The organism is Kribbella sp. CA-245084 (assembly GCF_050942355.1).
Taxonomy (GTDB): Bacteria; Actinomycetota; Actinomycetes; order Propionibacteriales; family Kribbellaceae; genus Kribbella.
Window position 1 is genome coordinate 5,102,862 of the sequence record NZ_CP192053.1, and the last position, 21,770, is coordinate 5,124,631.

Below are 21,770 nucleotides of genomic sequence, written 5' to 3' on the forward strand. Positions count from 1 at the left end.
GCTCCGGGTGATCCACGGCTACAGCAGCCCGACGGTACGGGCGGTCCGCAGGGCAGCGGATCGCTTGTCCACACCGAGCTTGCGGTAGAGCGAAATCAGGTGGGTCTTGACCGTGTTCTCCGTGATGAACAGTGCCTGCGCAACCTCGGCGTACGAGCTGCCGAGCGCGAGCTGGTCGAGTACTTCGGCCTCGCGGGCGGTCAGCCGGATCCGGGCGCCGTTCACCACCGCGTCGAGCCGGCGCGGCGGCGGGACGTTCGCGTCCGGCCTGGTCCGTCCCAAGGGCGTCATCCCGCCGGCCTGGCTCCATCCGGCCTGGTAGTCGGACAGCTTCTCGAGCGCGGCGGCCGCGAACGGGTGCGGGTTCGGACCGGTGACATGTCTGCGCAGGCGGTCCAGGAAGACGGGTTCGTCGCCGGCCGAGGTGAGCGCGTGGAGCATGCGTTGCGGCGTGACACGGTTGAGGGTGTCGACCAGCGCGGCTTCGGCGGCTGGATCGTCGCCGGACCGGTCCAGCAGGACGGTCCGGAACGAGGCGGCGGCCGAGGCCAGCGGTGGGTAGATGTCCGGGCGCTCTAGGCCGGCGTCGATCAGCTTCAGGGCGGTCGGGACGTCCTCCTGGACCATCGAGGTCATGGCCCGGATCAGCTCGGCCTCGGTTGCGTTGCCGGTGCGCTCGAGCACCGTGAGCTGGGCGTCGACTGTGGTCTTGTCGCCGAGCAACATCGCCAGCCAGGACCGCAGCAACGCCAGATCGCGCGAGAGGTACGTCGGCAACGGGCCTGCGGCCACCGGATCACTGGTGAGCTCGGTGAGGGCCTCCCCCAGACGACCCCGCTCGACGAGCAGAACCGCACGCAACATCGCCCGCAGACCGGCGACCACCGTGTCGGATCCGGCAACGTCAGCGGCCGCGACCTGTTGAAGATAAGCGCACGCGGTGTCCAGCTCCAGCTCACTCACCGCTGCGAATCCCAGCACGACTTGCGCACGTACGGCGTACTCCGGAGGAAGGCCGCGCTGTCCCCCGGCGTCGATGGCGGCCTGCGCCGACTGGGCCGCGCTCTGGACCTGGCCGCGCACGTGCTGCACGACCGCCCGGTGCGCGAGCCCGCCTGCGATGAGCTGGTGATGGCCCGCCATCCGCGCGGTCACGAGCGCCTCATCCAGGTGGCTGAGCGCCGCGTCAAGCTCGTCCGCCCACGTCTCCGCGGCCGCGAGTTCGATCAGCAACCACGCCAACCGCTCAGGACCGAGTACGGCGCGCGCCAGCAGCGACCTGGCCCGTTCGATCGCCACATGCACGTCATGCCAGCCGTAGCGCGACTCCCACAACCGCAGCATTACGGCGTCCGCCTGCACCTCTGGAACCGACTCTTTCAGGTCGTCGGCCAAGGCGGCATCCTGTACGGCGCCGGCAACGTCTCCGGTGACTCGCCGCAGCAGTCCGCGAACGCCGAACAGGTGTGGATGCTGGTCGACGTACCCGGCTGGAAGCGCGTCGAACGCCGCCTCGACCAGCTGCGCCTCGCCTGCAGCCAGCAGAGCCGGTCCGTGACCGAACAGGATCCGCTCGACCAACTCGACGTCGTCGGCGTCCAAGGCACTGCGTAGTGCAGCCTCGCTGTCGCCGTGGCTCTCGTAGTACAGGGCCGAGCGGTGTTGTGCGGTGACGACCAATTGCCGGTCCTCGGCGTTGGTGGCGATCCGCCTTCGAAGCAGCTCGACCAGGAGGGGGTGGTAGCGGTAGAGCGGGTTGCTGCCTCGGTCATTTGCTGTCTCATCGGCGTACGCCGTGACGAGGAGACCGCTGCCCGCCAGATCCTCGAGCATCGAGCCGGCCTCGCTGTCGCCGCTCAGTACGGCGGCCAACTGCCCCGTCAGAGAGCTGGCCGCGAAGGTGCTGAGGAGCATCGCCAGGACCCGCTCGTCGAGGGTGTTCAGCGTCTCGCCGAGCAGCAGGTCGAGCACCGGCCGTTGGTTGGCGAGCGGCCATACGACATCGCCGGACGCCTGCAGCGTTCGAGCGGCGAGTACGAGCGCGGCGGCCCAGCCGGCGGTCTTCTCCTGGACCAGCGAGATGTCGTCCGCGGTCGCGTGCTCGGCATGCGCCTGCACCAGTTCGGTTGCCTCGGCATCGTTGAAGCGCAGGTCGCGCGAGCGCAGCGTCAGCGCCATCCCCCGGATCTCCAGCTCCGAGACCGGCAGCGGCAGGTCGTACCGGGTGGCGAGCAACAGCCGGAGCGCGTGCGGCGCCTCCTGCAGAACACGGGCCAACGCGGCGACAGTTGAGGCAGGCAACAAATGCGCGTCGTCGACGACGATCGGGTCCAGCATCTGGGAGCCCTCGGCACCATCGACCCGCTCGAGGAATCCCTGCAACGAACCGGGCGACTGCCCGGGCACCCACACCACCGGCTCCCCGGAGCGTCGCCGGCGCGTCACCCAGTCCGACAGCAGAACCGTCTTTCCGGTGCCGGCCGGTGCGATCACCATGGTCAGCGGCGAACCGACGCCCAGATCGAGCGCTGAATGCAGCCGCTCGCGAGTCACAAGTGTCAGCGGCGGTCGCGGCGTCTTACCGTCCGCCGACTGCCGGAATGCGTCGCGCTCTCGATCGAGCCCCGGGCTCGTCACGCGCGTCACCCCTCCCCTGGGCGGGCGTGCTATGTCCGAATCGTTGGTCCCCACTCCTCGTACATGCCTCGAAAATCGAGACTAACGGGTTCGGGTCGATTGCGGCAGGGGTTGAGCGTGATGGACCCCAGCCGGGCGTGGCGTGCCGCGGCAGGTGCTCCGGTCAGTTGCGGCGGCGGATCCGGGGCACCTTGGCCCCGATCCAGACCGCGACCACGACGAGCAGACCGATACCGATGAGCCATCCCCACAGTCCCTCGGAGACCGGTCCGAGCCGCCCGAGGCCGAATCCGCCCGGGTCGTCCGCCTGCTGCAGGGCGACGATGTACGCGATGATCGCGCGCTTGTCATCGGGCAGCATGACGCTGTCGGAGAAGACCGGCATCTGCTGCGGTCCGGTGAGCATCGCCTGGTACATGTTCCGCGGGGTCGTGCCCATCAGCGACGGCGCGTAGCGACCGTTCGGGAGCGCTCCGCCGCGGCCGGCGAAGTTGTGGCAGGCGGTGCAGTTGGTGCGGAACAGCTCGCCGCCGCGGACGATCTCCTCCTGGGTCACCTTGCTCACGTCGTACTCGTCGGAGGACGGGATCGCGGGCCCGGGGGCGAGTGAGGCGACGTACGCCGCCAGCTGGGCGATCTCCTCCTCGGTGTAGACGGGCGGCTTCTGCGGGATCTGCGCCTTGGTCTGGGCGGCCGGCATCCGTCCGGTGCTGACCTGGAAGTCGACCGCGGCCGCTCCGACGCCGATGAGCGACGGCCCGGCGATCCGGCCCGCGCCGTTGGTGCCGCCCTCGGCGTGCATGCCGTGGCAGCTGGAGCAGCCGACCGCGAAGAGCCGCCGGCCAGCGTCGATCTGGTCGGACTGGGGACCGTCCGCACCCGTCGCGCTGCGCGGCACCAGCACGGTGTACGCAAGACCGACCGTGACCAGCGCAGCGCCGATCACCAGTGTCTTCGCGAACTTCCGTCGACGCACCGGACCAGCAGACCCTGGTAGCAGACGCATTGTGATCCCCCGATTCGGGTGAGCTTCAGCGAGAGTCGCGCTTCGCCTGCCGGCGGGCGCCCATCGCCCGCGTCGAGGCGTCCTTCTTCAGACCGCCGGTAGTCTTCTTCGCCGTCCGCGCCCTGCTGACCACGTCCGGCTTGGCCCCGTCGGTCGCACCCTTGGCCGGTGCCGCCGCCTTGGCAGCCCGCGCCGCTTCGAGTCGCTCGGTGCGCAGCTGCATCGAGGCGCGGTTGGCGACAACGGAGACTTCACGACTGACTTTCGCCAGCACCGATTCGAACAACTCCGCCTTGTCGCGGTCCCGCTGGTTCCGCGGATACGACATCCCGCGGCCGCCGACGCCCGACACCGCAGCGCTTGCCGCCCGCCGGTAGTTCTTCACGTACTTCGTCCGCGCGCGCCGGATCCGCTGATGCAGGTCCAGCAGTTCGTCCTCGTCCAGACCCTTCAACGCGTCCCGCTCGGTCTCCGCGACCAGCAGACGCTCAGCATCCGTCAACGAGTTCAGCAAGCCTTGGTTCATTGGATTCTCCTTAGCCGCCTTCGCAGAGTACGGACATTTGTACAAGACCGACAAGGCGCGGCACGCGCATTGTGATCGACATGAGTGAGAACTCCGTCAAGCGCTCGCATGGAGTGCATGTGGTCCACAGCGGCTCGCAGCAGGCGGCTCCGCTGCTGCTGATCCACGGCTCCGGCGCATCCGGCGCATGCTGGGCACCGATGGTTCCGGCCCTTGCCGAGCGCCACCATGTCGTCGCGATCGACCTGCCCGGCTTGGGTCATTCGGCCCCGGTCACGTCGTACGAGATCCCCGACCAGGCGGCCCGAGTGGCGGAGATGATCGACTCGCTCGACCTCGGGCCGTTGACGGTGGTCGGACACTCGAGCGGCGGGTACGTCGCGACCTCGCTTGCGGAGCAGCGCCCCGACCTGGTGACGGCCATGACCCTGATCAGCACCGGTCCGCGGATGGCGGCACTCCTTCCTCAGCCGGCGCTGATCCGCGCACTGTCCGGCCCACCGCTCGGTCGCCTGACCTGGGCGCTGCGTTCGGACAAGCTCATCCGCAAGGGGATCAACGCGACGTGTGCCCGGCCGGTGGAGCTCCCGGACGACCTGATCGCCGACCTCCGGGGGCTGCCGTACCGCGACTTCGTCGAAGTACTGCGCTGCAACGGCGAATACATCAGCTATCGCAGCGTTCCGGAGCGGCTCACGATTCTCGACGTACCGCTCCTGGTCATCTTCGGCGCCGCCGACCCGCGCTGGGATCCCGCCTCGGCTCAGGAGTACGCCGTCGTACCGGGCGCGCGGATCGAGATGCTGCCCGGGATCGGGCACATCGCACCACTCGAGGCGCCCGAGGCCGCTGCGAAGCTGGTGCTGGAGTTCACGGCCTAGCATCGGTCCATGCGCCTCACTGCAGCGCCGCCTGACTGGGCACAGGTGGAGATCGCCGTACCACGCTCACCGGGCAGGCTGCCCGGTGTGAGCATGGCCGGGTTCCGCCATCGAGCGCCGGCGTTCGTGGATATCGCGATGGTGGCGCATCCGTCGGTCACGCTGATCTTCGATCTGAGCGAGGACGAGGGCATCGTCTACGACGCGAACGGCCGCAGCGAGAAGGGCAGCGCGTTCGTCGGCCTTCTCCCCGGCGAGGTGCACGCGGCCGGGACGTTGGGCGAGTGCCTGCAGGTCCGGTTGTCGCCTGTCATGGCGGCTCGCGTCTTCGGTGCGTCGGCAGAGCTCACTGGAACGGTGGCGTCGTTCGCGGACGTGTGGGGCCGCGGAGCCGAGCGCTTCGAGGGCAGGCTGCGTGCTGCCGCGTCGTGGGACGAGCGGTTCGCCGTCGTGGTGGAGGTCCTCGGCCGGCGGCTGAATGCGTCGGTCGACGCGGAGATCGCGCACATCTGGCAGCGGACCCTCGCGAGCCAGGGACGCCTGCGCGTCGAAGGCATGGCTGACGAGGTCGGCTGGAGCCGCAAACGCCTCTGGGCGCGCTTCCGATCACAGCTCGGCATCACCCCCAAACGCGCCGCCCAACTGGTGCGCTTCGACCACGCCGCACACCTCTTGGCAGCGGGCCAAGCGACAGCCACCGTTGCCGCCGAGAGCGGGTACGTCGACCAGTCCCACCTCCACCGCGAAGTCGCCGCCTTCGCCGGTACGACGCCGTCCGCCGTCGCCGCTGCTCCATGGCTGGCGATCGACGACGTCGCCTGGCCCGTGACACCGCGAAAGTAGTCCCACTCGGCGGCTACTGTCGGAGGCATGGACCAACTCGTGGTGGATGCGCCGATCGTTGCAGTCACTGTCTATCCGGGTCGCGCACGAGTGACGCGACGCGGACAGATCACCGTGCCCGCTGGGGATCAGACCGTGTACGTCGAACCGCTGCCGTTGTCCCTCGAGGAGGACTCGGTGCGCGTTGCCGGCCGTGGACCCGCGACCGTGCTCGGCGTGGATGTAGCGATCCAGCATCACCCGCAGGCGCCGGACGAGACGGTCGCGGCCTTGGAGCAGGCGCGGCTCGACGCTCAGGACGAGGTCACGCAGCTCGTCGACGCCGATGACGTCCAGGCGCAGCTCGACACGTTCCTCGCCCAGCTGGCTCGCCGCGCCGGCAACAGCTTCGCGCGCACGCTGGCATCCGGCGAGCCGGGCGCCGAGTTGAGCGGGTTCACCGACTCGCTCACCGACCGGTTGTCCGCCGTACGGGAGACTCGCCGCGCTCTCGCCGCGCACCGTCGCGAGGCCGAGAAGCGTCTCGCTGCCGCGGACCGTCGGCTGGCCGCGATCATTCAGCAGCGCACGCCCGACCGGCGTACGGCCGCGATCGCGCTCGCGCTGGAGACCGAGGCCGAGGTGGAGATCGAGCTCTCGTACGTCGTACCCGCCGCCAACTGGACCAGCTCGTACGACGTCCGTCTCACCGGCGACCGCCTCACCCTGAACTGGTACGGACTGATCACGCAGCACAGCGACGAGGACTGGCCGGAGTGCGACCTGACCCTGTCGACGGCTCGGCCCACCGTGACTGCGAAGGTCCCCGAGCTCGACCCGTGGTACCTCGACCGCTTCCACCCGCCGGTGCCCGCGCCGATGGCGCCCGGTGCCGCCGTCCCGCTCGGAATGCAAGCGGCGGGCGGGCGAGACAGTCTCCAGTCCCGCAGAGCGTCCGCGCATGTCGTCGAGCAGGCGGCGTTCGCTGCCGTCGAGGCGACCGTCGAGCAGGGCATGACCGCCGCGAGCTACACCCCGCCCCGGCCCGTCGCCGTACCCGCGGACGGAGCGACGCACCGCGCCACGATCGCCTCGATCGACCTCGAGGCCGAGCTGGACTACATCACGGCCCCGGTGCGATCGACCGACGTACATCTGCGCGCCACGGTGGTGAACTCGTCCGCGCACACCTTGCCCGCCGGCAAGGCCTCCGTCTTCCACGAAGCGGAGTTCGTCGGCTCGGCCGCGCTGCCGCTCTGGGCGCCCGGTGAGGACGTCGAGCTCGCGCTCGGCCTCGACGACCGCATCCGCGTCGAGCGCAAGCTGGTACGCCGGGAAGCGAGCAAGGCGACGCTCGGATCGACCCGCCGTCGTCAGGTCGAGTACGAGACCAAGATCGAGAATCACACGCCGCGCAACGCCCGCATCACGGTCCTCGACCAGTTGCCGGTGGCACGCGACCACGAGATCACCGTCAAGCCGCTCAGCGCCGAACCCGAGCCGGCCGAGACCACCGACCTCGGCGTCCTCACCTGGAAACTCGACCTCGCCGCGGGCAAGGAAACGAGCATCAAGCTCGCGTTCCGCGTCGACACCGCCAAGTCCGTCGACCTCACCGGCTGGCGCGAGTAGCCGCTCAGGTGATCTGGAGGTTGGCCATCATGCCCATGTCCTCGTGTTCGGCATTGTGGCAGTGGAACAGGTACCGCCCGCGATAGCCGTCGAACCGAGTGATGATCTCGGCCGACTCGCCGGGCCGCAGCGACACGGCGTCCTTCAGACCCGCGTCCTGCGGCAACGGCGCGCCGCCGCCCCGCGACAACACCCGGAAGCCGACCAGGTGCAGATGCACCGGATGGTGTACGTCGGCCACCAGCCGCCAGATCTCCACGTCCCCGAGCCGCGTGGTGACATCGGTCCGAGCCGGATCGAACGGCTTGCCGCCGATCAACCACCCGTGACCGTCACCCATCTGCCCGGCACGGAACGAGAAGTCCCGCACCCGCACAGCTTCCGACCGCTGCCACTCGGGCAAGTCTGAGCACAGCACCTCGGGCACCCGGCTCTCGTCGGCAGCCTTCCGTACGACGTGGAACGCCATCACGTCCCGCGTCCGACCGGACCCCAGCCGATTCACGATCCGGACCCGGCTCCCCACCGGGACCCGAGCGAAGTCCACGATCACGTCGTACCGCTCGGCCGGCGCTATCGGCAGGTTCTGATGCGTGACCGGCGCGCGAAGCAGGCCCTGGTCGGCGCCGATCTGCACGAGGTCGAGCCGGCGCCCGTCGTCGAGCACGGCCTCGAGGTCGTAGTGCCTCGCGTTCGACGCGTTGAGGATCCGCAGCCGGTACCGTGCTGCGTCCACCTCGTGCATCGGCCACGGGGCGCCGTTCACCAGGATCACGTCGCCGAGTAGGCCGGCGACGTACGGCTCGCGGACACCCGGCCGTTCGCGGAACGTCGGGTCGAGCGCGGGGTAGGCGAGCGATCCGTCGGCGGCGAATGCGCGATCGCTGATCATCAGCGGCAGTTCGCGCGGACCCGCCGGAAGTCCGAGCGACTCCTCGGCGTCGTCGCGCACGATGTGCATCCCCGCGAGGCCGCGCCAGATCGCCGGGGCGGTGAAGTCCATCCGGTGGTCGTGGTACCAGAGCATCGTCGGCCGCTGGTCGAGCGGGAACGTGTACTCCCGCGTGACCTCGGTCGTCATCGCCTGCGGATCGTGCATGTGGTGATCCCCGCTCCAGCCCGCGGGCAGCACGAGGTCGGTCGGGTACCCGTCGAAATCCGCGGGCGTCCGTCCCCCGTGCAGATGGACGACGGTCGGCACCGGCAACTCGTTGCGGTGGGCAACCGTGATCGAGCGGCCCCGGCGCGACTCGATCGTCGGCCCCGGAAAGGTCCCGCCGTACGTCCACAACCCGGTCCGCACACCGGGCAGGATCTCCGCCGTCACTTCGTGCTGGACAAGCTCGTACCGATCGAAACCATCCGCCGTGCTCACAGGCGTTAGCACCGACGGAACCGGCAGCGGCACTTGGAACGGCGACGGCAGCGGTACGGCGCTCCGCAGTTCGGCTCCCGTCAGCGCCGGCCGACGCGACAACGCGGCCGCGGTCGACAAGCCGCCGGCGGCCACCACGCCGAGCGCTCCCCCGATGCCCAGCACCTGGCGCCTGCTCAGCTCACGCATGGCGACGCACCAAAGGCTGTCGCCACACGGCGATGAACAACATAACCACCGCGGCCACCGTCATCACGCCCAGCGGGATGTGCAGCCAGAGAGCGCCGCCGGTCCCCGCGAAGTACTGCACCGTCTCCCCCACGACCACCGCGAGCGACGCGACGAACGGCCAGCTCTGACGCAGCCGCACCCAGACCACGACCGCCGCGATCACCTGCAGGTAGCCGACAGACGTGGTGACATTCGCGCCGACCGCATGCATTCGCAGGCCGTCGAAGTCACCGCTCAGATAGACGCCGGCGAACACCGGCTGGCCCGCGATCGCCACCAGATGCGCGCTGACGAGTCCACGTAGTACCCACTGGCTGACCACCAGGCCGCCTCCTCATTCGTGTTCTCGGTCAGCCGTGACACTATGTTTCAGCAGTTATGAGCGTCCAAGACCAATATCGCTATCTCGTTATGATCGAAGAGGCATGATGGACCTGAACATGCTCCGGCAGTTCGTCGTCGTGGCCCGGCTCGAGCACCTCAGCCGCGCGGCCGACGAGCTCCACATCGCCCAGCCGTCGCTGAGCCGGACCATCGCCCGCCTCGAGCACGAGCTCGGTACGCCGCTGTTCGATCGCGCCGCCCGGCTGCGCCTCAACGCGGCCGGCATCCTCTTCCGCGGGTACGTCGAACGCGCGCTCGGCGAGCTGGATGCGGGACGACGGGCCGTCGCGGAGGCCACCGAGCAAGGATCAGGCACCGTACGGCTCGCGGCCGAGAACTTCCTCGCTCTCACCGAACCGCTGGCCGGCTTCAAACGCGACCATCCGACCATCGAGATCGAGCTGCGGCAGCTGCCGGCCGAGGAGATGGCTCGCCGATTGAATGCCCAGGACATCGACCTGTGCGTCGCGTCCCAGCCGGTGCCGAGCGCCGGCCTCGAATCCGTTGTCCTGCTGGACGAAGCCGTACACGTGGTCACGCCGCTCGACCACCGATTGGCAGACCGATCCTCGGTGCGTGTCGAGGAACTGGCGGACGAGCCGTTCGTCACCTCGAGAAGGGGCCATTGGCAACGACGTCTGCTCGATCGGCTCTTCGCCGAGCACGGCCTGACCCCGAGGATCGTCTGCGAGAGCGACGAGGCCGGCGCCATCCAGGAGCTGATCCGCGCGGGTCTCGGCATCGGCTTCAACCCCGACATCGCCCGGCGTTCGGCTCCCGGCTATCCGGTCGCGTGGATCGCCGTCGACCATCCCGACTGTCGCCGTACGCTCTCGTTGCTGTGGAACGCGGACGGCCAGCCGTCCACGGCAGCCCAGCTGATGCGGACCAGAATCACCAACTGGGACTGGGATTCAGAGTGAGCCGGACAGCCAGGCTCGCGCGACCTCGAACTTCTTCTCCAACCGGACGCGTACGGCATCGGCGACGACCTGTTCGATGCCCTTGCCAACCATCGGCACCGAGGCCGTCACCTGCAGGTCGAACGCCTGCGTGGTGCCCCGTCCGTCCGGCACGATCCGAGTCGTTCCGGTCACCTTGACCGGTACGCCGGTCACCTCACCGTCGACGTCGGCCTCCCGCGCGCCGTCGACACCGGGCCGGTGCCACACTTTCACCTGAGCCAGCTCCAACGTGTTCCCGACGAACCGCCGGGCAACCACCGGTACGTCGAACGGCTGCGTCTGCCAATGGCACCGCATCCTCAGGTCGTCCCCCGCATCACCCACCACGACGTCGTACGACTGCACCCGCAGCCGCTCGAACACCTGCTCCTGAAACGTGATGTCCGTGATCATCGCAAACACTTCCTCCGGAGAGGCGTCGTACGACGTGGCGAGCGTCAAATGCATAGTGCACTGAATCACAAGGTGAGGCGCATCCGAATCTTCGGGTGCTCAACGGCAACCACCTCGAACCCGAGCCGTTCGTACAGCTCGCGCGCCCGATTGAGCTCGAGCACATGCAACTCGACGGCCGACGATCCCGCCTCCTTCGCACGCTCGACGACCAGCCGCAACAACGTCGTACCGATGCCGCGACCCTGTACTTCGGGCGCGATCGCGATCCTGGAGACGTAGAACGTCCTGGCGTCAGCCGGCCCCGCCTGGACCATGCCGGCAGGCTGCCCGCCGACCAGGACGATCTCGACGGTATCCGGCTTGAACCACGTCTGGTGGAACTGCCGCTGGACGTCGTCGTCCCAGGGGCCCCACGTCGCCTCGATGACGTCGCCGAGTGTGCGGCGGTGCAGGTCGTACAGGAAGTCGTCGTCGGCAACCGTCGCCGGGCGGAGCCGGACGTCGTTCATGGCGTCTCCGGGGAGGTTGCTTGGGGCAATGGTTAGGTGAAGATGTCGACGAGGGCGCAGCCGCGGGGGGTGCGGCGTACGAGGATGGTCTTGCCCTGGCGGATTCGCTCGACGAGGCCGGCTGACTCGAGGGTGTTGCAGTGGTGGGTCGCGGTGCTCGGGGCGCAGTTGAGGTCGGCGGCGAGCTGGCTCATGGTCATCGGCTGCGGCAGCCGGCGGAGGATCGCGGCGCGGACGTGACCGATGACGGTCGCGAGCGCATCGCTGGACTCGCGGACCGGTAGGCCGGCGGGCGACCAGGACGCGAGCGCGCCGGGCAGCGGGTACCCGACGACGACCGCGACCGGGTCGCTGTTCTCGACGACCATCGAGTCAGGTGCGGAGATCATCGGCGCCAGCACGATCTTCCGGTTCCCGACGGGCACCTTCACGCGTCCGTCCAGGACGAACCCAGCACCGTCGAACCGGATCCGCGGCGAGAGCGTGTTCAGCAAGGTGTGCGTGGCGCCCCGATCCAGCATGCTGTCGTGCCGACGCAGTTCGCTGTCGAGCGCCGTACGCGACCGGGACCAGGCGTCACGACCCGGACCGCTCCACACATCGGCGAGCGCGTCACCGAGCGCACGCGACCAACGGGCCGGCCGCTCCGCCAACTCTCGCCAGACCGGCGGGATGCGGTCGCCGTAGATCTCCACGAGGTTGCTTCGCAGCCGGTCGTTGTGGTTGGACCGCAGCGCATCGATCTGGGTCTCCATCGGCAGGTCGCCGACCGGCGTCAGCGGCGCGACCGCGGACGGGATCTGCCGGCGTTGCCCCGGCTGCGCGAGCATCGGACGCAGCGCCGCCCGCCCGGCCGGCGTGTGCATCACCGAGAGCAGCCTGAGCCGCAGCAGCTTCGGTATCCCCTTGCCGTCGCCGAGCAGCGCCTGCAGGGTCACCGACAGCATCGACAGGTCGGGGACCAGTGCGGACCGCGGTTCGATGGCCATCCTTTTCCCCCGGTCAGACAGGAAGTCAGTCCTTACCCGATGGTCAGCCCGGCCGGGGTCATCGACCAACCTTTCAACGATCCTCGAAGTGTTTTCGGTGACGCGACGGAAGGGGAGTGACACGGTGCGCGACTTTCGGTAACCTTTTCGTGATGTTCACCGCGTAGCTGACTGAGAACGGGGCTTGGGAAGCGCATGGCCATCGCAGGTGCAAGCACGGCTGCCCACAGGGCCGCCGACCACAGATACACCGACGATTCCGACGACGAGGACGAACTGATCCGGCTCGCGCAAGCGGGCGACGGCGCCGCCTTCGGGCAGCTCTACGATCGGTACCTGCCGTCCATCTACCGCTACACCTACAGCAAGACCTCGTCCCGCAGCGCGGCCGAGGATCTGACCAGCGAGACGTTCCTGCGAGCGTTCCGCGCGATCGCCCGCCGGCCGCGGGCACAGCTGAACTTCGCGGCCTGGCTCGTCACGATCGCCCGGAACGTCGTGATCGACCACCACCGCTCCGGCTGGAGCAGGCTGGCGATCGTCACCGACGAGGTCGACCCACAGGTCGACGATGCGGTCGGACCGGAGCAGGCCGCACTGCTGTCCGTGAGCACGGCGACGGTGCGCGACGCACTCACCCGGCTGCCCGACGATCAGCGCGAATGCCTTGTCCTGCGCTTCTTCGCCGGCCTGTCGATCAGCGAGACCGCGGCGGCGATGGACCGCACCGACGGGGCGATCAAGCAGCTCCAGTTCCGAGCCACCAACCGTCTACGCCAGGTGGTCAAGGACCGCTGACGAACGCCTGTATGACAAGGGTTGCGAACCGGCGCGACGCCGTACTGCGGGTTGCCGGGTCCGACACATGCAGTCCGCGATGGGCGGTCAGCATGATCATCAGGTCGGACAGCTCGAAGTCCTTCCGCAACCGGCCGCGCGCCTTTGCGCGCCGCGCCAAGGTGGCAACCGACTTCAGCGTGAGCTCCCGGCTCCCGGCGATATCGACTGAATCCGGGTAGGTCGCGAGGAAGGCATCGGTGAATCCCCTGTTCTGCAGGTGCAACTCGCAGATCCGCTCGATCACCGAACAGAAACCCTGCCACGGATCCGGCATCGCCAGACCTTCGTCGACAATCGCCTGGCATGCACGGGTCTGCTCGGCGAACGCCTCGGTCGCCAGCAGTTGCTTCGTGGGAAAACGGCGGTACAACGTGGCCGGACCGACCCCGGCTTGCCGCGCAATCGCCCGCATCGGAACAGTCAGCCCCTCGCTGGCGAACAGCGCGCGGGCCGACTCGAGAATGCGATCGCGGTTGTCCTCCGCGTCGGAACGCAGCTTCTGAGGCAATTGCTCGGTCATCACTCTCACTCTAGCTAAGTGGACACCTGCGTCCACATAGTCTCGGTGCTCAACCGACCGAGAGGAACTGAGAGTGAAGGCCGTGATCATCAAGGCGTTCGGCGCGCCGGAAGGGCTGAGCTTCGTCGACCTGCCTGAGCCCACGCCCGGCCCTACCGAGGTGCTGATCGCTGTCGACGCGATCGGCGTCGGCGGTGTCGACGCCCTGATCCGCAACGGGAGCCTCGCCGGCTGGGGGTTCACCGAAGGACTGGTGCCCGGTTCCGAGGTCGCGGGCACGGTAGCTGCCGTCGGCAACGAAGTCGACGAATCGTGGATCGGTCGGCGGGTGTGGGGCTTCACTGGTCTGGGCGGTGGGTACGCCGATCACGCGACCGCCGCGATCGAGCACGTCGTACCGCTTCCGGACGATCTGTCCGCCGTCGACGCCGTGACGCTCGGCAGTTCGGGCGTCGTAGCGCATTTCGCCTTGGAACACGCGCATTTCGAGCCCGGCGAGTCCGTCTTGGTTCGCGGCGCCGCGGGCAGCATCGGCATCCTGACCGTGCAATTGGCTGCCCAGCGTGGCGCATCCGCTGTAGCGGTCACCACCTCGTCGGCGATGCGCGGCGAACGGCTACGCCAACTCGGTGCGACCCACGTTCTGGACCGGTCCGGTGCGGGCGACGCTCCCCCGGCGTACGACGTCATCGTCGATGTCGTTGCTGGTCCGGACCTGCCGACGTACTTCGGCAAGCTGAATCCGAACGGCCGGCTTGTGGTCGTCGGTGTCGTGGGTGGGCAACCGCGCGCGGACTTCGGTGCGGCGTTGATGTCGGCGTTCCGCAGTTCGCTGACGTTCTCCACCTTCAGCGCCGACACCGTGCCGGCCGAGGAGCGCCGTACGGTCAGAGCCGAGCAGTTCGCCGCATCGGCTCGAGGTGAGCTGCCAACAGTGGTGCATAAGCAGCTGTCGCTGGACGATGCAGCCCTTGCTCATCACAAGATCGACGCCGGCGAGGTGTTCGGGCGGATCGTGCTGATCCCCTAGAACTCGTCGACAGGTTCGGGGGTTGCCAGTGCGATCAGGCGTTCGGCGACGAGGGCGCAGCGTTGTTCTGCGGCGTTGCGGCCGGTGCCGGCGTACCGGAGGCGGGCTGCTGCCGTGATGGGTTCGGCGCTCACCTCGATCAGCGATCCGCCGGGTCGCGACTGGACTCTGACAGCTATCTGGACCCAACCGCCCAGCCCGCTGCGCAGCCGGACGGTCAGCTCCCGATCGGGTCGCCAGCGATCGACGATCGCGACGATCAGGCTGCGGTTCTGCATGTGGCGGCCGCGCATCTCCCGGCCGGTGTCACGTTGCACCACGCAACCGGTCTCCGGCCAGCTCGGCCCGGCCTTGAGCGGAGACGGTACGGCGACCATCCAGTCCGCGAACGTCGCCGGATCACGGATCACCGCCATGACGGCATCGACGCTCACGGCGCCGAACCGCCATACCATCACCATCGAAGCCGTTTCCCTGTCCGCCGCCGTGCCGAGTCTTGTGTCTACCAGGTAGCCCGGTCACACGGCAGCTTTCACACGCCTCGTTGAACCACCAACGAACACCAGCCGAGTCGTGTATGTCACAGGGTCACTTCGATATCGCTCTCAACCACACAGCCTTCAACCTCTTTACAGCTCGTAGGCCGGGACCGCGACGGCCGTGACGACAACATGCATCAGCATCAGACCGGCAACCGCGATCCCGGAGGTGTGCGGGATGAATCCGGTTGCCAACAGCAACAAGTCCGGAATCATTGACAGCACAAGAACCACCGGGACCAGCACGCGGAGTACGGCGCGCGGCCGCGCCACCCGCCGTACGACGGCCCGCCACCCGGCGAACCCGGCCGCGATCCCGATCAGTGTGAACGGGATGAAGACAGCCGGGGTCAACGGACGGAACGACTCGTCCGCGCCGAGGGCGACCGCGCCTCGCGCGAGGAGGTAGTTCAGCACGGCCGCGACGACCGTAGCCGCCAGCAACAGCGTCAGCCGTCGGCGGCCGAGGGTCACCGGTTGCCGCATCTCGATCGACGTCATCGGGCACCTCCATTAACAGTACGAAGCTCGTACTAATGAAGCTAGCCCACACCACTGTCCCAGCACCAGAGCTCCGACCAAAATAGTCCGAAACTCGTACTGTTAGGTGTCCTGGCCGGCGATCACAGCGGTCAGCAGTACGCCGAGCGTGTCCCGCTCGGAAGCGTCGAGCACCTGCAGCATCCGCCGTACCTCGGTCCGGAGCTGCCGCTCGAACTGCTCGGCGACCTCGATGCCGTGATCGGTCGGAGTGACCACGAAGTTCCGCCGGTCGGCCGCGTCCGGGACGCGCTCGACCAGACCGGCCGACTCCATCCGGGCGACGACGCCGGTCATCGTCGACTTGGTCAGCCGCAGCGCCGACCCGAGGCCGAGCATGTTGGTCGGTTGGCGGTGCAGGATGAACAGCAACCGCGCCTGCTGCATGGTCAGGCCGAGGCCCGAGCTGATCCGCTCGTAGTGCTCGGTCACAGCGGTGGCCGCCCGGATCAACGCCGGTCCCGCCGCCAAGGTCTTCGCCGCCATGCGCTCCCCTTCCCATCCCCGTCGGCCCCAACCCTAGTCCGGCCCGGCCTGAGATTTCCCTGCAACTCGGCTGTGAACTTTTCGGCGGTGCCCGGAATCCAATGCGGTACGACGGAGGCGAGGATGCCTCCGCACCAGGGGAGGAAATCCACATGTTTCGCAAGACCGCAAGTCTGGCCTCGGCCGCGGTGCTCGCACTGGGGCTCGGCGCGGCCGCAGCATCGTCAGCGCAGGCGAAGCCGACCGCAGAGTCCGCCACGACCGCGGCGTGCGCGCTCCGGCTCGGATCGGTGACGGCCAACGGAGCCTTCACCAGCCGGATGATCAATGCCACCGCGCCGATCACCGTCGGCGGTGTCCGGGGGACGGCCGGCGTGTTCGGCGCCAACCAGGTGCAGCACATCAGCACCGTCAAGGGCACGCTGCTCGGCGCCGGCGGCGAGACGAGGACCGGGCTGACCGTGATGGGCGGCGCGCTGTACTCGAGCACGTTCACCGTCGACACGGAGAGCCAGATCGACCCGCACTACCCGCACAACAACCTGCGCATCGGCGGCGGCTGGTCCAACTACCGCTGGATCGACCAGTCCATCCACCAGAAGGTGGGCTCCCCCACCCGGACCACGCTGTATGCCCAGCGCACCAACGGACAGCTGGACCGCTGGGTCGCCGAGGGCTCCGGCTGGCGCTCGACCGGCGGGGTCGGCGGCCTCAGCACGGTGAAGTCGATGACTCTGATCGGCCGCACCGACACGACCGAGACGTTCATCGCCAACACCCGCGCCGGCGGGCTGCTGACGGTCACCTGGCCGACGAAGTACAACGCCACGACGGTCGGCAAGGCGGTTCGCACCTCGACCTGGCAGGGCTTCGAGCAGCTGATCGCCACCAAGTGCGGCACGAGCGGCACGCTGCTGCTGGCGATCGACCGCGACACGAAGTCCGGCTACCTGTACGCCGTTGGTCACGCCAACGGTACGAGCACCGTGATCAAGAGCCTGGGCAAGGTCCCGCTGACCTTCTCCGACCCGCAGTACTTCCGCATCGCCCCCAACTTCGACACCCTCAACGGCGGCTGATCACCAGCCGACCCAACACGCCGTCCTCCAGAGCCCCACGCTCGGGAGGACGGCGTTCGTCTGCCGGAGTTAGCGGTCGCGGACGGCGATGCCTGGGTAGTCGAGGACGAGGCCTGAGGTGTCGTATGTCAGGTCGCACGTGAAGTCGAACGTTGCGGACTCGTAGTGGAAGACGTGCTGGTGCTCGTCGGAGCGCAGCAGGGTGTAGCGCTGTTCTAGCCGGATCACACTCAGATCGTCGGCCTGCACGAAGGCGGCCGCTACGTCGTACGGCTCGCCGATGGCGAACGGCAGTCGGTGGATCGGCAGGGTGTTCGTGACCGCTGACGACTCGAAGTCCACGTCCAGGCATCCGTCGAGGTCCGGGCGAGCCACCCCGTCGACGGTCCAGCCGTTCGTACTCCGTTCGAGCACGGTCTCGCGATCACCCGACGCGGTCGAGTTGATCGCCTGCACGGTCCTCGTCTGCCAGTCGGCGTCGACGTCGATCTCGTACCCGACGTACCACGTCGACTCACCCTCGCGGGCCGACGTACGGCCGCGCAGCCGATGACCGTCCACGAAGAGCACTTCGAACCCGACCCGCACCTCGACGTGCAACCACGAGGCGGCCCGGGGCATCGATTTCAGCTGCATGCTGAGACCCTAGCCACATCGGCCGACACGAGGAGGCGCTGTGGAGCTGGGGCCCGGGTACTCGAGTGGACAGTACGACGCGATGCGGCCGGCGGATCTGCTGTACGCCGAGGTGCGACAGCGGCGGGAGACGGGGTACGACGTCGACGAGCTGGTGCGCGAAGCCAACCGGACAGACCCGGCGGACCGGGTCGCGGTGCTCGACCTCGTCGACCGGATGTCGTTGGCGGCCAGGCTGCCGGGCTGGAAGTACGTCGAACCGGACGAGCTCGAGGACATCCAGGAGACGCTCGATGCGCTCCCGGAGGCGGCTCAGGTGGCCGACGTGGCAGACCTCGCCGACAAGATCCACGCGGCGTGGCTGGGACGGATCGCCGGGTGCAACGTGGGGAAGCCGGTCGAGTCGGGTGATTACTGGACGTCTGACCGCATTCGCGACTACCTGACGCTCGCGGACGCCTACCCCCTGCGGGACTACGTGCCGGTGCTCGATCCGATGCCGGACGGGTTCGAGCTGACGTCGTGCTGGCCGGAGACGACGCGTGGGAACGTGAAGGGTTCGGCGCGCGACGACGACATCGACTACCCGATCCTGGCGCTGCATCTGCTCGAGACGCACGGCAGCCGGCTGCGGCCCGAGGACGTCGGCGCGGCGTGGCTCCGGCTGTTCCCGGTCGGCCAGGTGTTCACGGCGGAGCGGGCGGCGTACGTGAACCTCGTCGATGGGTTCACCGTGCCTGAGGTCGCGCGGCGGCGGAATCCGTACCGGGAGTGGATCGGCGCGCAGATCCGCGGGGACGTTTTCGGGTATGTGCACGCTGGTGACCCGTGGGCGGCTGCGCGACTCTCCTACCAGGACGCTGCGTTGTCGCATGTCGGGAACGGGATCTACGGCGAGATGTGGGCCGCGGCGCTGGTGGCGGCAGCGTTCACTGCGTCGTCGCCCCGCGAGGTGGTCGAGCGGGCGCTGGCCGTCGTACCACCGCAGTCGCGGCTGGCCGAGGCGATCCGGGACGTACTGGAGCTCGAGGGCTCGTGGGAGGACGCGCTTCGGGTGATCCAGGAGCGGTACGGGCACTACTCGTGGATTCACACGATCAACAATGCGGCGATCGTCGCGGCGGCGTTGCTCTGGTCGGAGGGCGACTACCTGACCGGTGTCGGGCGGGTGGTGATGAGCGGCTGGGACACGGACTCGAACGGCGCGACCGTCGGGTCGGTCCTCGGCATCTTGAACGGCACCCAGAACCTGCCGGAGCATCTCATCGCGCCGCTCGAGAACCGGACCCGCTCCGCGCTCTTCGGCTTCGACAACTCGGTGATCTCCGACCTCGCCGACCGGACGGTGCGGCTGGCCGGTCGGGTGTAGCTGGACGGTCTGTTGTTCGAGGACTGACACGGTTAAGCAAGATCCCGGCATAACGCCTATCGTTCGAGGCAGGCGCTTTCCGTTGGAGGGGTGGATGCTGGACCGGTCGGAGTCGGCGCTGGGCACTGTGCTCCGGTCGCGGTTCTACCGTTCGGCATTCCTTTCGCTGCTGATCGCCGGGGTCGGGCTGTCGGCAGCGACTCCGCAACTCACGCTCTTCCTGGTCCGCGACCTAGGTACGCCGCTGCCGCTCGCCGGGCTGTACTACGTGACGAACGTGGCCTCGCCCATCGCCGGATTCGTCGTCGGCCGCTGGTCGGACCGGAGCCACGACCGGCTCCTGTGGTTCCGGGTCTGCTCGGTGGTCGGAGCGGCCGGCTGGCTGCTGATGGCGTCGGCGAACTCGGTGTGGATGCCGTTCGTCATCAGCACGTTGGCCCTGAGTGTCGCGGGCGGGTCGATGGCACAGTTGTTCGCCGCCTGCCGTGACGAGCTGAGCCGCCATCCGACCCGGGCCGAGAACCGGGTCATCGCGACGATCCGGATGGCGTTCACGACGGGCTGGATCCTCGGGCCGGTGTTCGGCAGCTGGTTCGGCGGCGTCTTCGGGCTGCGGGCCTTGCTGGTCGCGACCGCGGTCTGCGTGTTCGCCGCGATCATCCCGCTCGGACGTCAGCGCGTCGAGCGGTACGACGCACCGTCGATCGACGCACCCCATGACCAGCCCGAGCGCCGGCGGATCGACGGCATGATGCCGTTGCTGGTGTTCACCGCGGTGTGCGTCCTCGCGATGACCGGCGACACCATCAAGTTCGGCTACCTCCCGATCTACATGGCCGAGCAGCTCCACGTCTCCGACTCCGTGCGCGGTCTCGTGATCGGCATCCAGCCGCTGCTCGAGCTGATGATGCTTCCCGTCGTCGCCCGCCTCGCCGATCGATTCGGCCCGATGCGAGCCATGACGGCCGGCGCCGTACTCGGCCTGTGCGGCAACCTCGCCTACGCCCTCAGTACGTCGGTCGCCGGGCTGTTCGTCGGCCAGATCCTGAACGCCGGCCTCTGGGCGTGCGTCGGCGCGCTCGGCGTCTCCATCGCCCAGCACCTGTACCCGGAAGGCGCCGGCACCGCATCCGGCGTCTTCCTCGGCGCGATCCCGCTCGGCTCGGCGATCGGCGGCACGATCGGCGGGATCGGCGTGGCGGCGATCGGTCTCCCCCACGTCTTCTTCATCCCCGCCACGCTCACCGCCTTCGCGATCGCCGCCTTCGTCGTGCTCAGCGTCCGAGAACGCGCTGGTAGGTAAGCCCACGCGACTGTGGGTTGGCCAACCGGATTCGGGTTGGCCAACCCACCGTCACGTGGGTGTACCCACCAGCGGGGGGTCAGCTGACGGCCGCGCGGATCGACTCGCGGAGGGATCCGAGCGTCGCGACGACGGCAGTCGGTTCGTAGCCGCAGTGGGCCATGCAGTTCGCGCAGCGCGGGTCCTTGCCGCGGCCGTAGCTGTCCCAGTCGGTGTCGTCGATGAGCTCCTGGTACGTGCCGACGTACCCGTCGTCCATCAGGTAGCACGGGCGTTGCCAGCCCTTCAGCGAGTACAGCGGGATCGCCCACGCCGTACAGCTGAAGTCGACCTTGCCCTCGAGGAAGTCGAGGAACAGCGGCGAGTGGTTCAGCCGCCACTTCTTCCGCCGGCCGTCGCCGAACGCCTTACGGAACAGCTGCCGGGTCTCCTCCGGGCCGAGCCAGTGCTCCTGGTCCGGCGCCTTCTCGTACGCGAACCCCGGCGAGATCTGCATATTGTCGATTTTCAGATCGTCGTTCAGATAATCGAGTACGTCGATGACGTCCTGCGGGCTGTCGGTGTCGAAGAACGTGGTGTTGGTCATCACCCGGAAGCCGGCCGCCTGCGCCTGCCTGATCGCGTCGACGGCCTGGTCGAACACGCCGTCCTTGCAGACCGATTGGTCGTGCCGCTCGCGCAGGCCGTCGATGTGCACCATCCAGGCGAAGTTCTTGTGCGGCGTGAACTTGTGCAGGTGCTTCGGCATCAGGACGGCGTTCGTGCACAGGAACACGATCTTGCCTCGGGCAAGCAACTGCCGGACGATCTCGTCGATCTCCTTGTGCATCAGGGGTTCGCCGCCGGCGATCGACACCATCGGCGCGCCGCACTCCTCGACCGCGGCGACCGCCTGGTCGACCGACATCCGCTTCTTCAGCCAGTCGTGGGTCTGCTGGATCTTGCCGCAGCCTGCGCATTTCAGGTTGCACGCGTACAGCGGCTCCAGCTCGAGCAGGATCGGGAACTTCTCCCGGCGCCGGAGCTTCTGCTTCATCAGGTATCCGCCCAGGCGGATGGACTGCCGTAGCGGCAT

The 21,770-nt window shown here is 68.4% G+C and carries 23 protein-coding genes; 9 read left to right on the top strand and 14 right to left on the bottom strand.

Features of this window, described 5'->3' with window-relative positions; all coding sequences use genetic code 11:
* Window positions 1-18: 18 nt before the first annotated feature.
* From ACQPYH_RS24470 to ACQPYH_RS24480, 3 genes are all read right to left on the bottom strand, one after another.
* Window positions 19-2,637 (bottom strand): LuxR C-terminal-related transcriptional regulator, encoded by a 2,619-nt coding sequence (locus ACQPYH_RS24470; RefSeq protein WP_432875601.1) that lies wholly within the window; start codon window positions 2,635-2,637, stop codon window positions 19-21.
* Window positions 2,638-2,800: 163 nt separating this feature from the next.
* Entirely contained in the window at window positions 2,801-3,643 is an 843-nt protein-coding gene (gene qcrC / locus ACQPYH_RS24475; RefSeq protein WP_432875603.1) for a cytochrome bc1 complex diheme cytochrome c subunit, read from the bottom strand.
* A gap of 25 nt (window positions 3,644-3,668) precedes the next feature.
* Complete coding sequence (locus tag ACQPYH_RS24480) at window positions 3,669-4,169, bottom strand: hypothetical protein (RefSeq protein ID WP_432875606.1); 501 nt, start codon at window positions 4,167-4,169, stop codon at window positions 3,669-3,671.
* Window positions 4,170-4,249: 80 nt separating this feature from the next.
* Between ACQPYH_RS24480 and ACQPYH_RS24485 the strand changes: the two genes are divergently transcribed.
* The 3 genes from ACQPYH_RS24485 to ACQPYH_RS24495 are packed head-to-tail and all read left to right on the top strand — an operon-like array spanning window position 4,250 to window position 7,504.
* Window positions 4,250-5,050 carry an alpha/beta fold hydrolase gene (locus ACQPYH_RS24485; protein WP_432875609.1) on the top strand — a complete coding sequence of 267 codons (801 nt, stop codon included), beginning with the start codon at window positions 4,250-4,252 and terminating at the stop codon, window positions 5,048-5,050.
* A 9-nt stretch (window positions 5,051-5,059) separates the two neighbouring features.
* A complete protein-coding gene (locus tag ACQPYH_RS24490; RefSeq protein WP_432875611.1) occupies window positions 5,060-5,893 on the top strand; it encodes a helix-turn-helix domain-containing protein in 834 nt (277 codons plus the stop codon).
* Between the two features lie 27 nt (window positions 5,894-5,920).
* A complete protein-coding gene (locus ACQPYH_RS24495) occupies window positions 5,921-7,504 on the top strand; it encodes a DUF4139 domain-containing protein (RefSeq protein WP_432875614.1) in 1,584 nt (527 codons plus the stop codon).
* 4 nt (window positions 7,505-7,508) lie between these two features.
* Here ACQPYH_RS24495 and ACQPYH_RS24500 read toward each other — a convergent pair whose 3' ends face one another.
* On the bottom strand, window positions 7,509-9,068 hold the full coding sequence (locus tag ACQPYH_RS24500; RefSeq protein ID WP_432875616.1) for a multicopper oxidase family protein: 1,560 nt from the start codon (window positions 9,066-9,068) through the stop codon (window positions 7,509-7,511).
* Window positions 9,061-9,432: a hypothetical protein gene (locus ACQPYH_RS24505; RefSeq protein WP_432875619.1), complete on the bottom strand. Its 372-nt coding sequence runs from the start codon at window positions 9,430-9,432 to the stop codon at window positions 9,061-9,063. The genes ACQPYH_RS24500 and ACQPYH_RS24505 overlap by 8 nt, the downstream gene beginning before the upstream one ends.
* A gap of 103 nt (window positions 9,433-9,535) precedes the next feature.
* Between ACQPYH_RS24505 and ACQPYH_RS24510 the strand changes: the two genes are divergently transcribed.
* The gene (locus tag ACQPYH_RS24510) at window positions 9,536-10,417 is read left to right on the top strand and encodes a LysR family transcriptional regulator (protein WP_432875622.1); all 882 of its coding nucleotides are present in this window, start codon (window positions 9,536-9,538) and stop codon (window positions 10,415-10,417) included.
* Here ACQPYH_RS24510 and ACQPYH_RS24515 read toward each other — a convergent pair.
* The 3 genes from ACQPYH_RS24515 to ACQPYH_RS24525 form a co-directional block, all read right to left on the bottom strand.
* Window positions 10,409-10,852, bottom strand: coding sequence for a DUF2505 domain-containing protein (locus ACQPYH_RS24515; protein WP_432875625.1), 444 nt, complete (start codon window positions 10,850-10,852; stop codon window positions 10,409-10,411). The two genes, ACQPYH_RS24510 and ACQPYH_RS24515, sit on opposite strands and share 9 nt — an antisense overlap.
* 65 nt (window positions 10,853-10,917) lie before the next feature.
* Window positions 10,918-11,364, bottom strand: coding sequence for an N-acetyltransferase family protein (locus tag ACQPYH_RS24520; protein WP_432875628.1), 447 nt, complete (start codon window positions 11,362-11,364; stop codon window positions 10,918-10,920).
* Window positions 11,365-11,396: 32 nt separating this feature from the next.
* Window positions 11,397-12,353 (bottom strand): ArsR/SmtB family transcription factor, encoded by a 957-nt coding sequence (locus tag ACQPYH_RS24525; RefSeq protein ID WP_432875631.1) that lies wholly within the window; start codon window positions 12,351-12,353, stop codon window positions 11,397-11,399.
* Between the two features lie 195 nt (window positions 12,354-12,548).
* Here ACQPYH_RS24525 and ACQPYH_RS24530 point away from each other — a divergent pair, with 195 nt between their 5' ends.
* Window positions 12,549-13,151, top strand: coding sequence for an RNA polymerase sigma factor (locus tag ACQPYH_RS24530; RefSeq protein WP_130447574.1), 603 nt, complete (start codon window positions 12,549-12,551; stop codon window positions 13,149-13,151).
* On the opposite strand, the gene ACQPYH_RS24535 is transcribed toward ACQPYH_RS24530, so the two are convergent.
* The gene (locus ACQPYH_RS24535; RefSeq protein WP_432875634.1) at window positions 13,138-13,713 is read right to left on the bottom strand and encodes a TetR/AcrR family transcriptional regulator; all 576 of its coding nucleotides are present in this window, start codon (window positions 13,711-13,713) and stop codon (window positions 13,138-13,140) included. The two genes, ACQPYH_RS24530 and ACQPYH_RS24535, sit on opposite strands and share 14 nt — an antisense overlap.
* 73 nt (window positions 13,714-13,786) lie before the next feature.
* On the opposite strand from ACQPYH_RS24535, the gene ACQPYH_RS24540 reads away from it, so the two are divergent.
* The gene (locus ACQPYH_RS24540) at window positions 13,787-14,743 is read left to right on the top strand and encodes a zinc-binding dehydrogenase (RefSeq protein ID WP_432875637.1); all 957 of its coding nucleotides are present in this window, start codon (window positions 13,787-13,789) and stop codon (window positions 14,741-14,743) included.
* On the opposite strand, the gene ACQPYH_RS24545 is transcribed toward ACQPYH_RS24540, so the two are convergent.
* From ACQPYH_RS24545 to ACQPYH_RS24555, 3 genes are all read right to left on the bottom strand, one after another.
* Window positions 14,740-15,177: a hypothetical protein gene (locus tag ACQPYH_RS24545; protein ID WP_432875640.1), complete on the bottom strand. Its 438-nt coding sequence runs from the start codon at window positions 15,175-15,177 to the stop codon at window positions 14,740-14,742. The two genes, ACQPYH_RS24540 and ACQPYH_RS24545, sit on opposite strands and share 4 nt — an antisense overlap.
* 195 nt (window positions 15,178-15,372) lie before the next feature.
* Window positions 15,373-15,783, bottom strand: a complete 411-nt coding sequence (locus ACQPYH_RS24550) for a DUF6069 family protein (protein ID WP_432875642.1) — start codon at window positions 15,781-15,783, stop codon at window positions 15,373-15,375.
* A gap of 102 nt (window positions 15,784-15,885) precedes the next feature.
* On the bottom strand, window positions 15,886-16,308 hold the full coding sequence (locus ACQPYH_RS24555; protein WP_432875645.1) for a MarR family winged helix-turn-helix transcriptional regulator: 423 nt from the start codon (window positions 16,306-16,308) through the stop codon (window positions 15,886-15,888).
* Between the two features lie 152 nt (window positions 16,309-16,460).
* Here ACQPYH_RS24555 and ACQPYH_RS24560 point away from each other — a divergent pair, with 152 nt between their 5' ends.
* Entirely contained in the window at window positions 16,461-17,387 is a 927-nt protein-coding gene (locus ACQPYH_RS24560) for a hypothetical protein (RefSeq protein ID WP_432875647.1), read from the top strand.
* Between the two features lie 69 nt (window positions 17,388-17,456).
* Here ACQPYH_RS24560 and ACQPYH_RS24565 read toward each other — a convergent pair whose 3' ends face one another.
* Window positions 17,457-18,023, bottom strand: coding sequence for a putative glycolipid-binding domain-containing protein (locus tag ACQPYH_RS24565; RefSeq protein ID WP_432875650.1), 567 nt, complete (start codon window positions 18,021-18,023; stop codon window positions 17,457-17,459).
* 40 nt (window positions 18,024-18,063) lie between these two features.
* On the opposite strand from ACQPYH_RS24565, the gene ACQPYH_RS24570 reads away from it, so the two are divergent.
* Window positions 18,064-19,392, top strand: coding sequence for an ADP-ribosylglycohydrolase family protein (locus ACQPYH_RS24570; protein WP_432875653.1), 1,329 nt, complete (start codon window positions 18,064-18,066; stop codon window positions 19,390-19,392).
* Between the two features lie 94 nt (window positions 19,393-19,486).
* The gene (locus tag ACQPYH_RS24575) at window positions 19,487-20,695 is read left to right on the top strand and encodes an MFS transporter (RefSeq protein WP_432875656.1); all 1,209 of its coding nucleotides are present in this window, start codon (window positions 19,487-19,489) and stop codon (window positions 20,693-20,695) included.
* A gap of 79 nt (window positions 20,696-20,774) precedes the next feature.
* Here the strand turns inward: ACQPYH_RS24575 and hpnH are convergent, their stop codons facing one another.
* Window positions 20,775-21,770 (bottom strand): adenosyl-hopene transferase HpnH, encoded by a 996-nt coding sequence (gene hpnH / locus ACQPYH_RS24580; RefSeq protein WP_432894470.1) that lies wholly within the window; start codon window positions 21,768-21,770, stop codon window positions 20,775-20,777.

Excerpts from the sequence above, each read along its gene's own strand:
- qcrC (WP_432875603.1), bottom strand. The coding sequence starts at position 3,643 with ATGCGTCTGCTACCAGGGTCTGCTGGTCCGGTGCGTCGACGGAAGTTC.
- ACQPYH_RS24480 (WP_432875606.1), bottom strand. The coding sequence starts at position 4,169 with ATGAACCAAGGCTTGCTGAACTCGTTGACGGATGCTGAGCGTCTGCTG.
- ACQPYH_RS24485 (WP_432875609.1), top strand. The coding sequence starts at position 4,250 with ATGAGTGAGAACTCCGTCAAGCGCTCGCATGGAGTGCATGTGGTCCAC.
- ACQPYH_RS24490 (WP_432875611.1), top strand. The coding sequence starts at position 5,060 with ATGCGCCTCACTGCAGCGCCGCCTGACTGGGCACAGGTGGAGATCGCC.
- ACQPYH_RS24495 (WP_432875614.1), top strand. The coding sequence starts at position 5,921 with ATGGACCAACTCGTGGTGGATGCGCCGATCGTTGCAGTCACTGTCTAT.
- ACQPYH_RS24500 (WP_432875616.1), bottom strand. The coding sequence starts at position 9,068 with ATGCGTGAGCTGAGCAGGCGCCAGGTGCTGGGCATCGGGGGAGCGCTC.
- ACQPYH_RS24510 (WP_432875622.1), top strand. The coding sequence starts at position 9,536 with ATGATGGACCTGAACATGCTCCGGCAGTTCGTCGTCGTGGCCCGGCTC.
- ACQPYH_RS24515 (WP_432875625.1), bottom strand. The coding sequence starts at position 10,852 with ATGATCACGGACATCACGTTTCAGGAGCAGGTGTTCGAGCGGCTGCGG.
- ACQPYH_RS24520 (WP_432875628.1), bottom strand. The coding sequence starts at position 11,364 with ATGAACGACGTCCGGCTCCGCCCGGCGACGGTTGCCGACGACGACTTC.
- ACQPYH_RS24525 (WP_432875631.1), bottom strand. The coding sequence starts at position 12,353 with ATGGCCATCGAACCGCGGTCCGCACTGGTCCCCGACCTGTCGATGCTG.
- ACQPYH_RS24530 (WP_130447574.1), top strand. The coding sequence starts at position 12,549 with ATGGCCATCGCAGGTGCAAGCACGGCTGCCCACAGGGCCGCCGACCAC.
- ACQPYH_RS24535 (WP_432875634.1), bottom strand. The coding sequence starts at position 13,713 with ATGACCGAGCAATTGCCTCAGAAGCTGCGTTCCGACGCGGAGGACAAC.
- ACQPYH_RS24550 (WP_432875642.1), bottom strand. The coding sequence starts at position 15,783 with ATGACGTCGATCGAGATGCGGCAACCGGTGACCCTCGGCCGCCGACGG.
- ACQPYH_RS24555 (WP_432875645.1), bottom strand. The coding sequence starts at position 16,308 with ATGGCGGCGAAGACCTTGGCGGCGGGACCGGCGTTGATCCGGGCGGCC.
- ACQPYH_RS24560 (WP_432875647.1), top strand. The coding sequence starts at position 16,461 with ATGTTTCGCAAGACCGCAAGTCTGGCCTCGGCCGCGGTGCTCGCACTG.
- ACQPYH_RS24565 (WP_432875650.1), bottom strand. The coding sequence starts at position 18,023 with ATGCAGCTGAAATCGATGCCCCGGGCCGCCTCGTGGTTGCACGTCGAG.
- ACQPYH_RS24575 (WP_432875656.1), top strand. The coding sequence starts at position 19,487 with ATGCTGGACCGGTCGGAGTCGGCGCTGGGCACTGTGCTCCGGTCGCGG.
- hpnH (WP_432894470.1), bottom strand. The coding sequence starts at position 21,770 with ATGCCGCTACGGCAGTCCATCCGCCTGGGCGGATACCTGATGAAGCAG.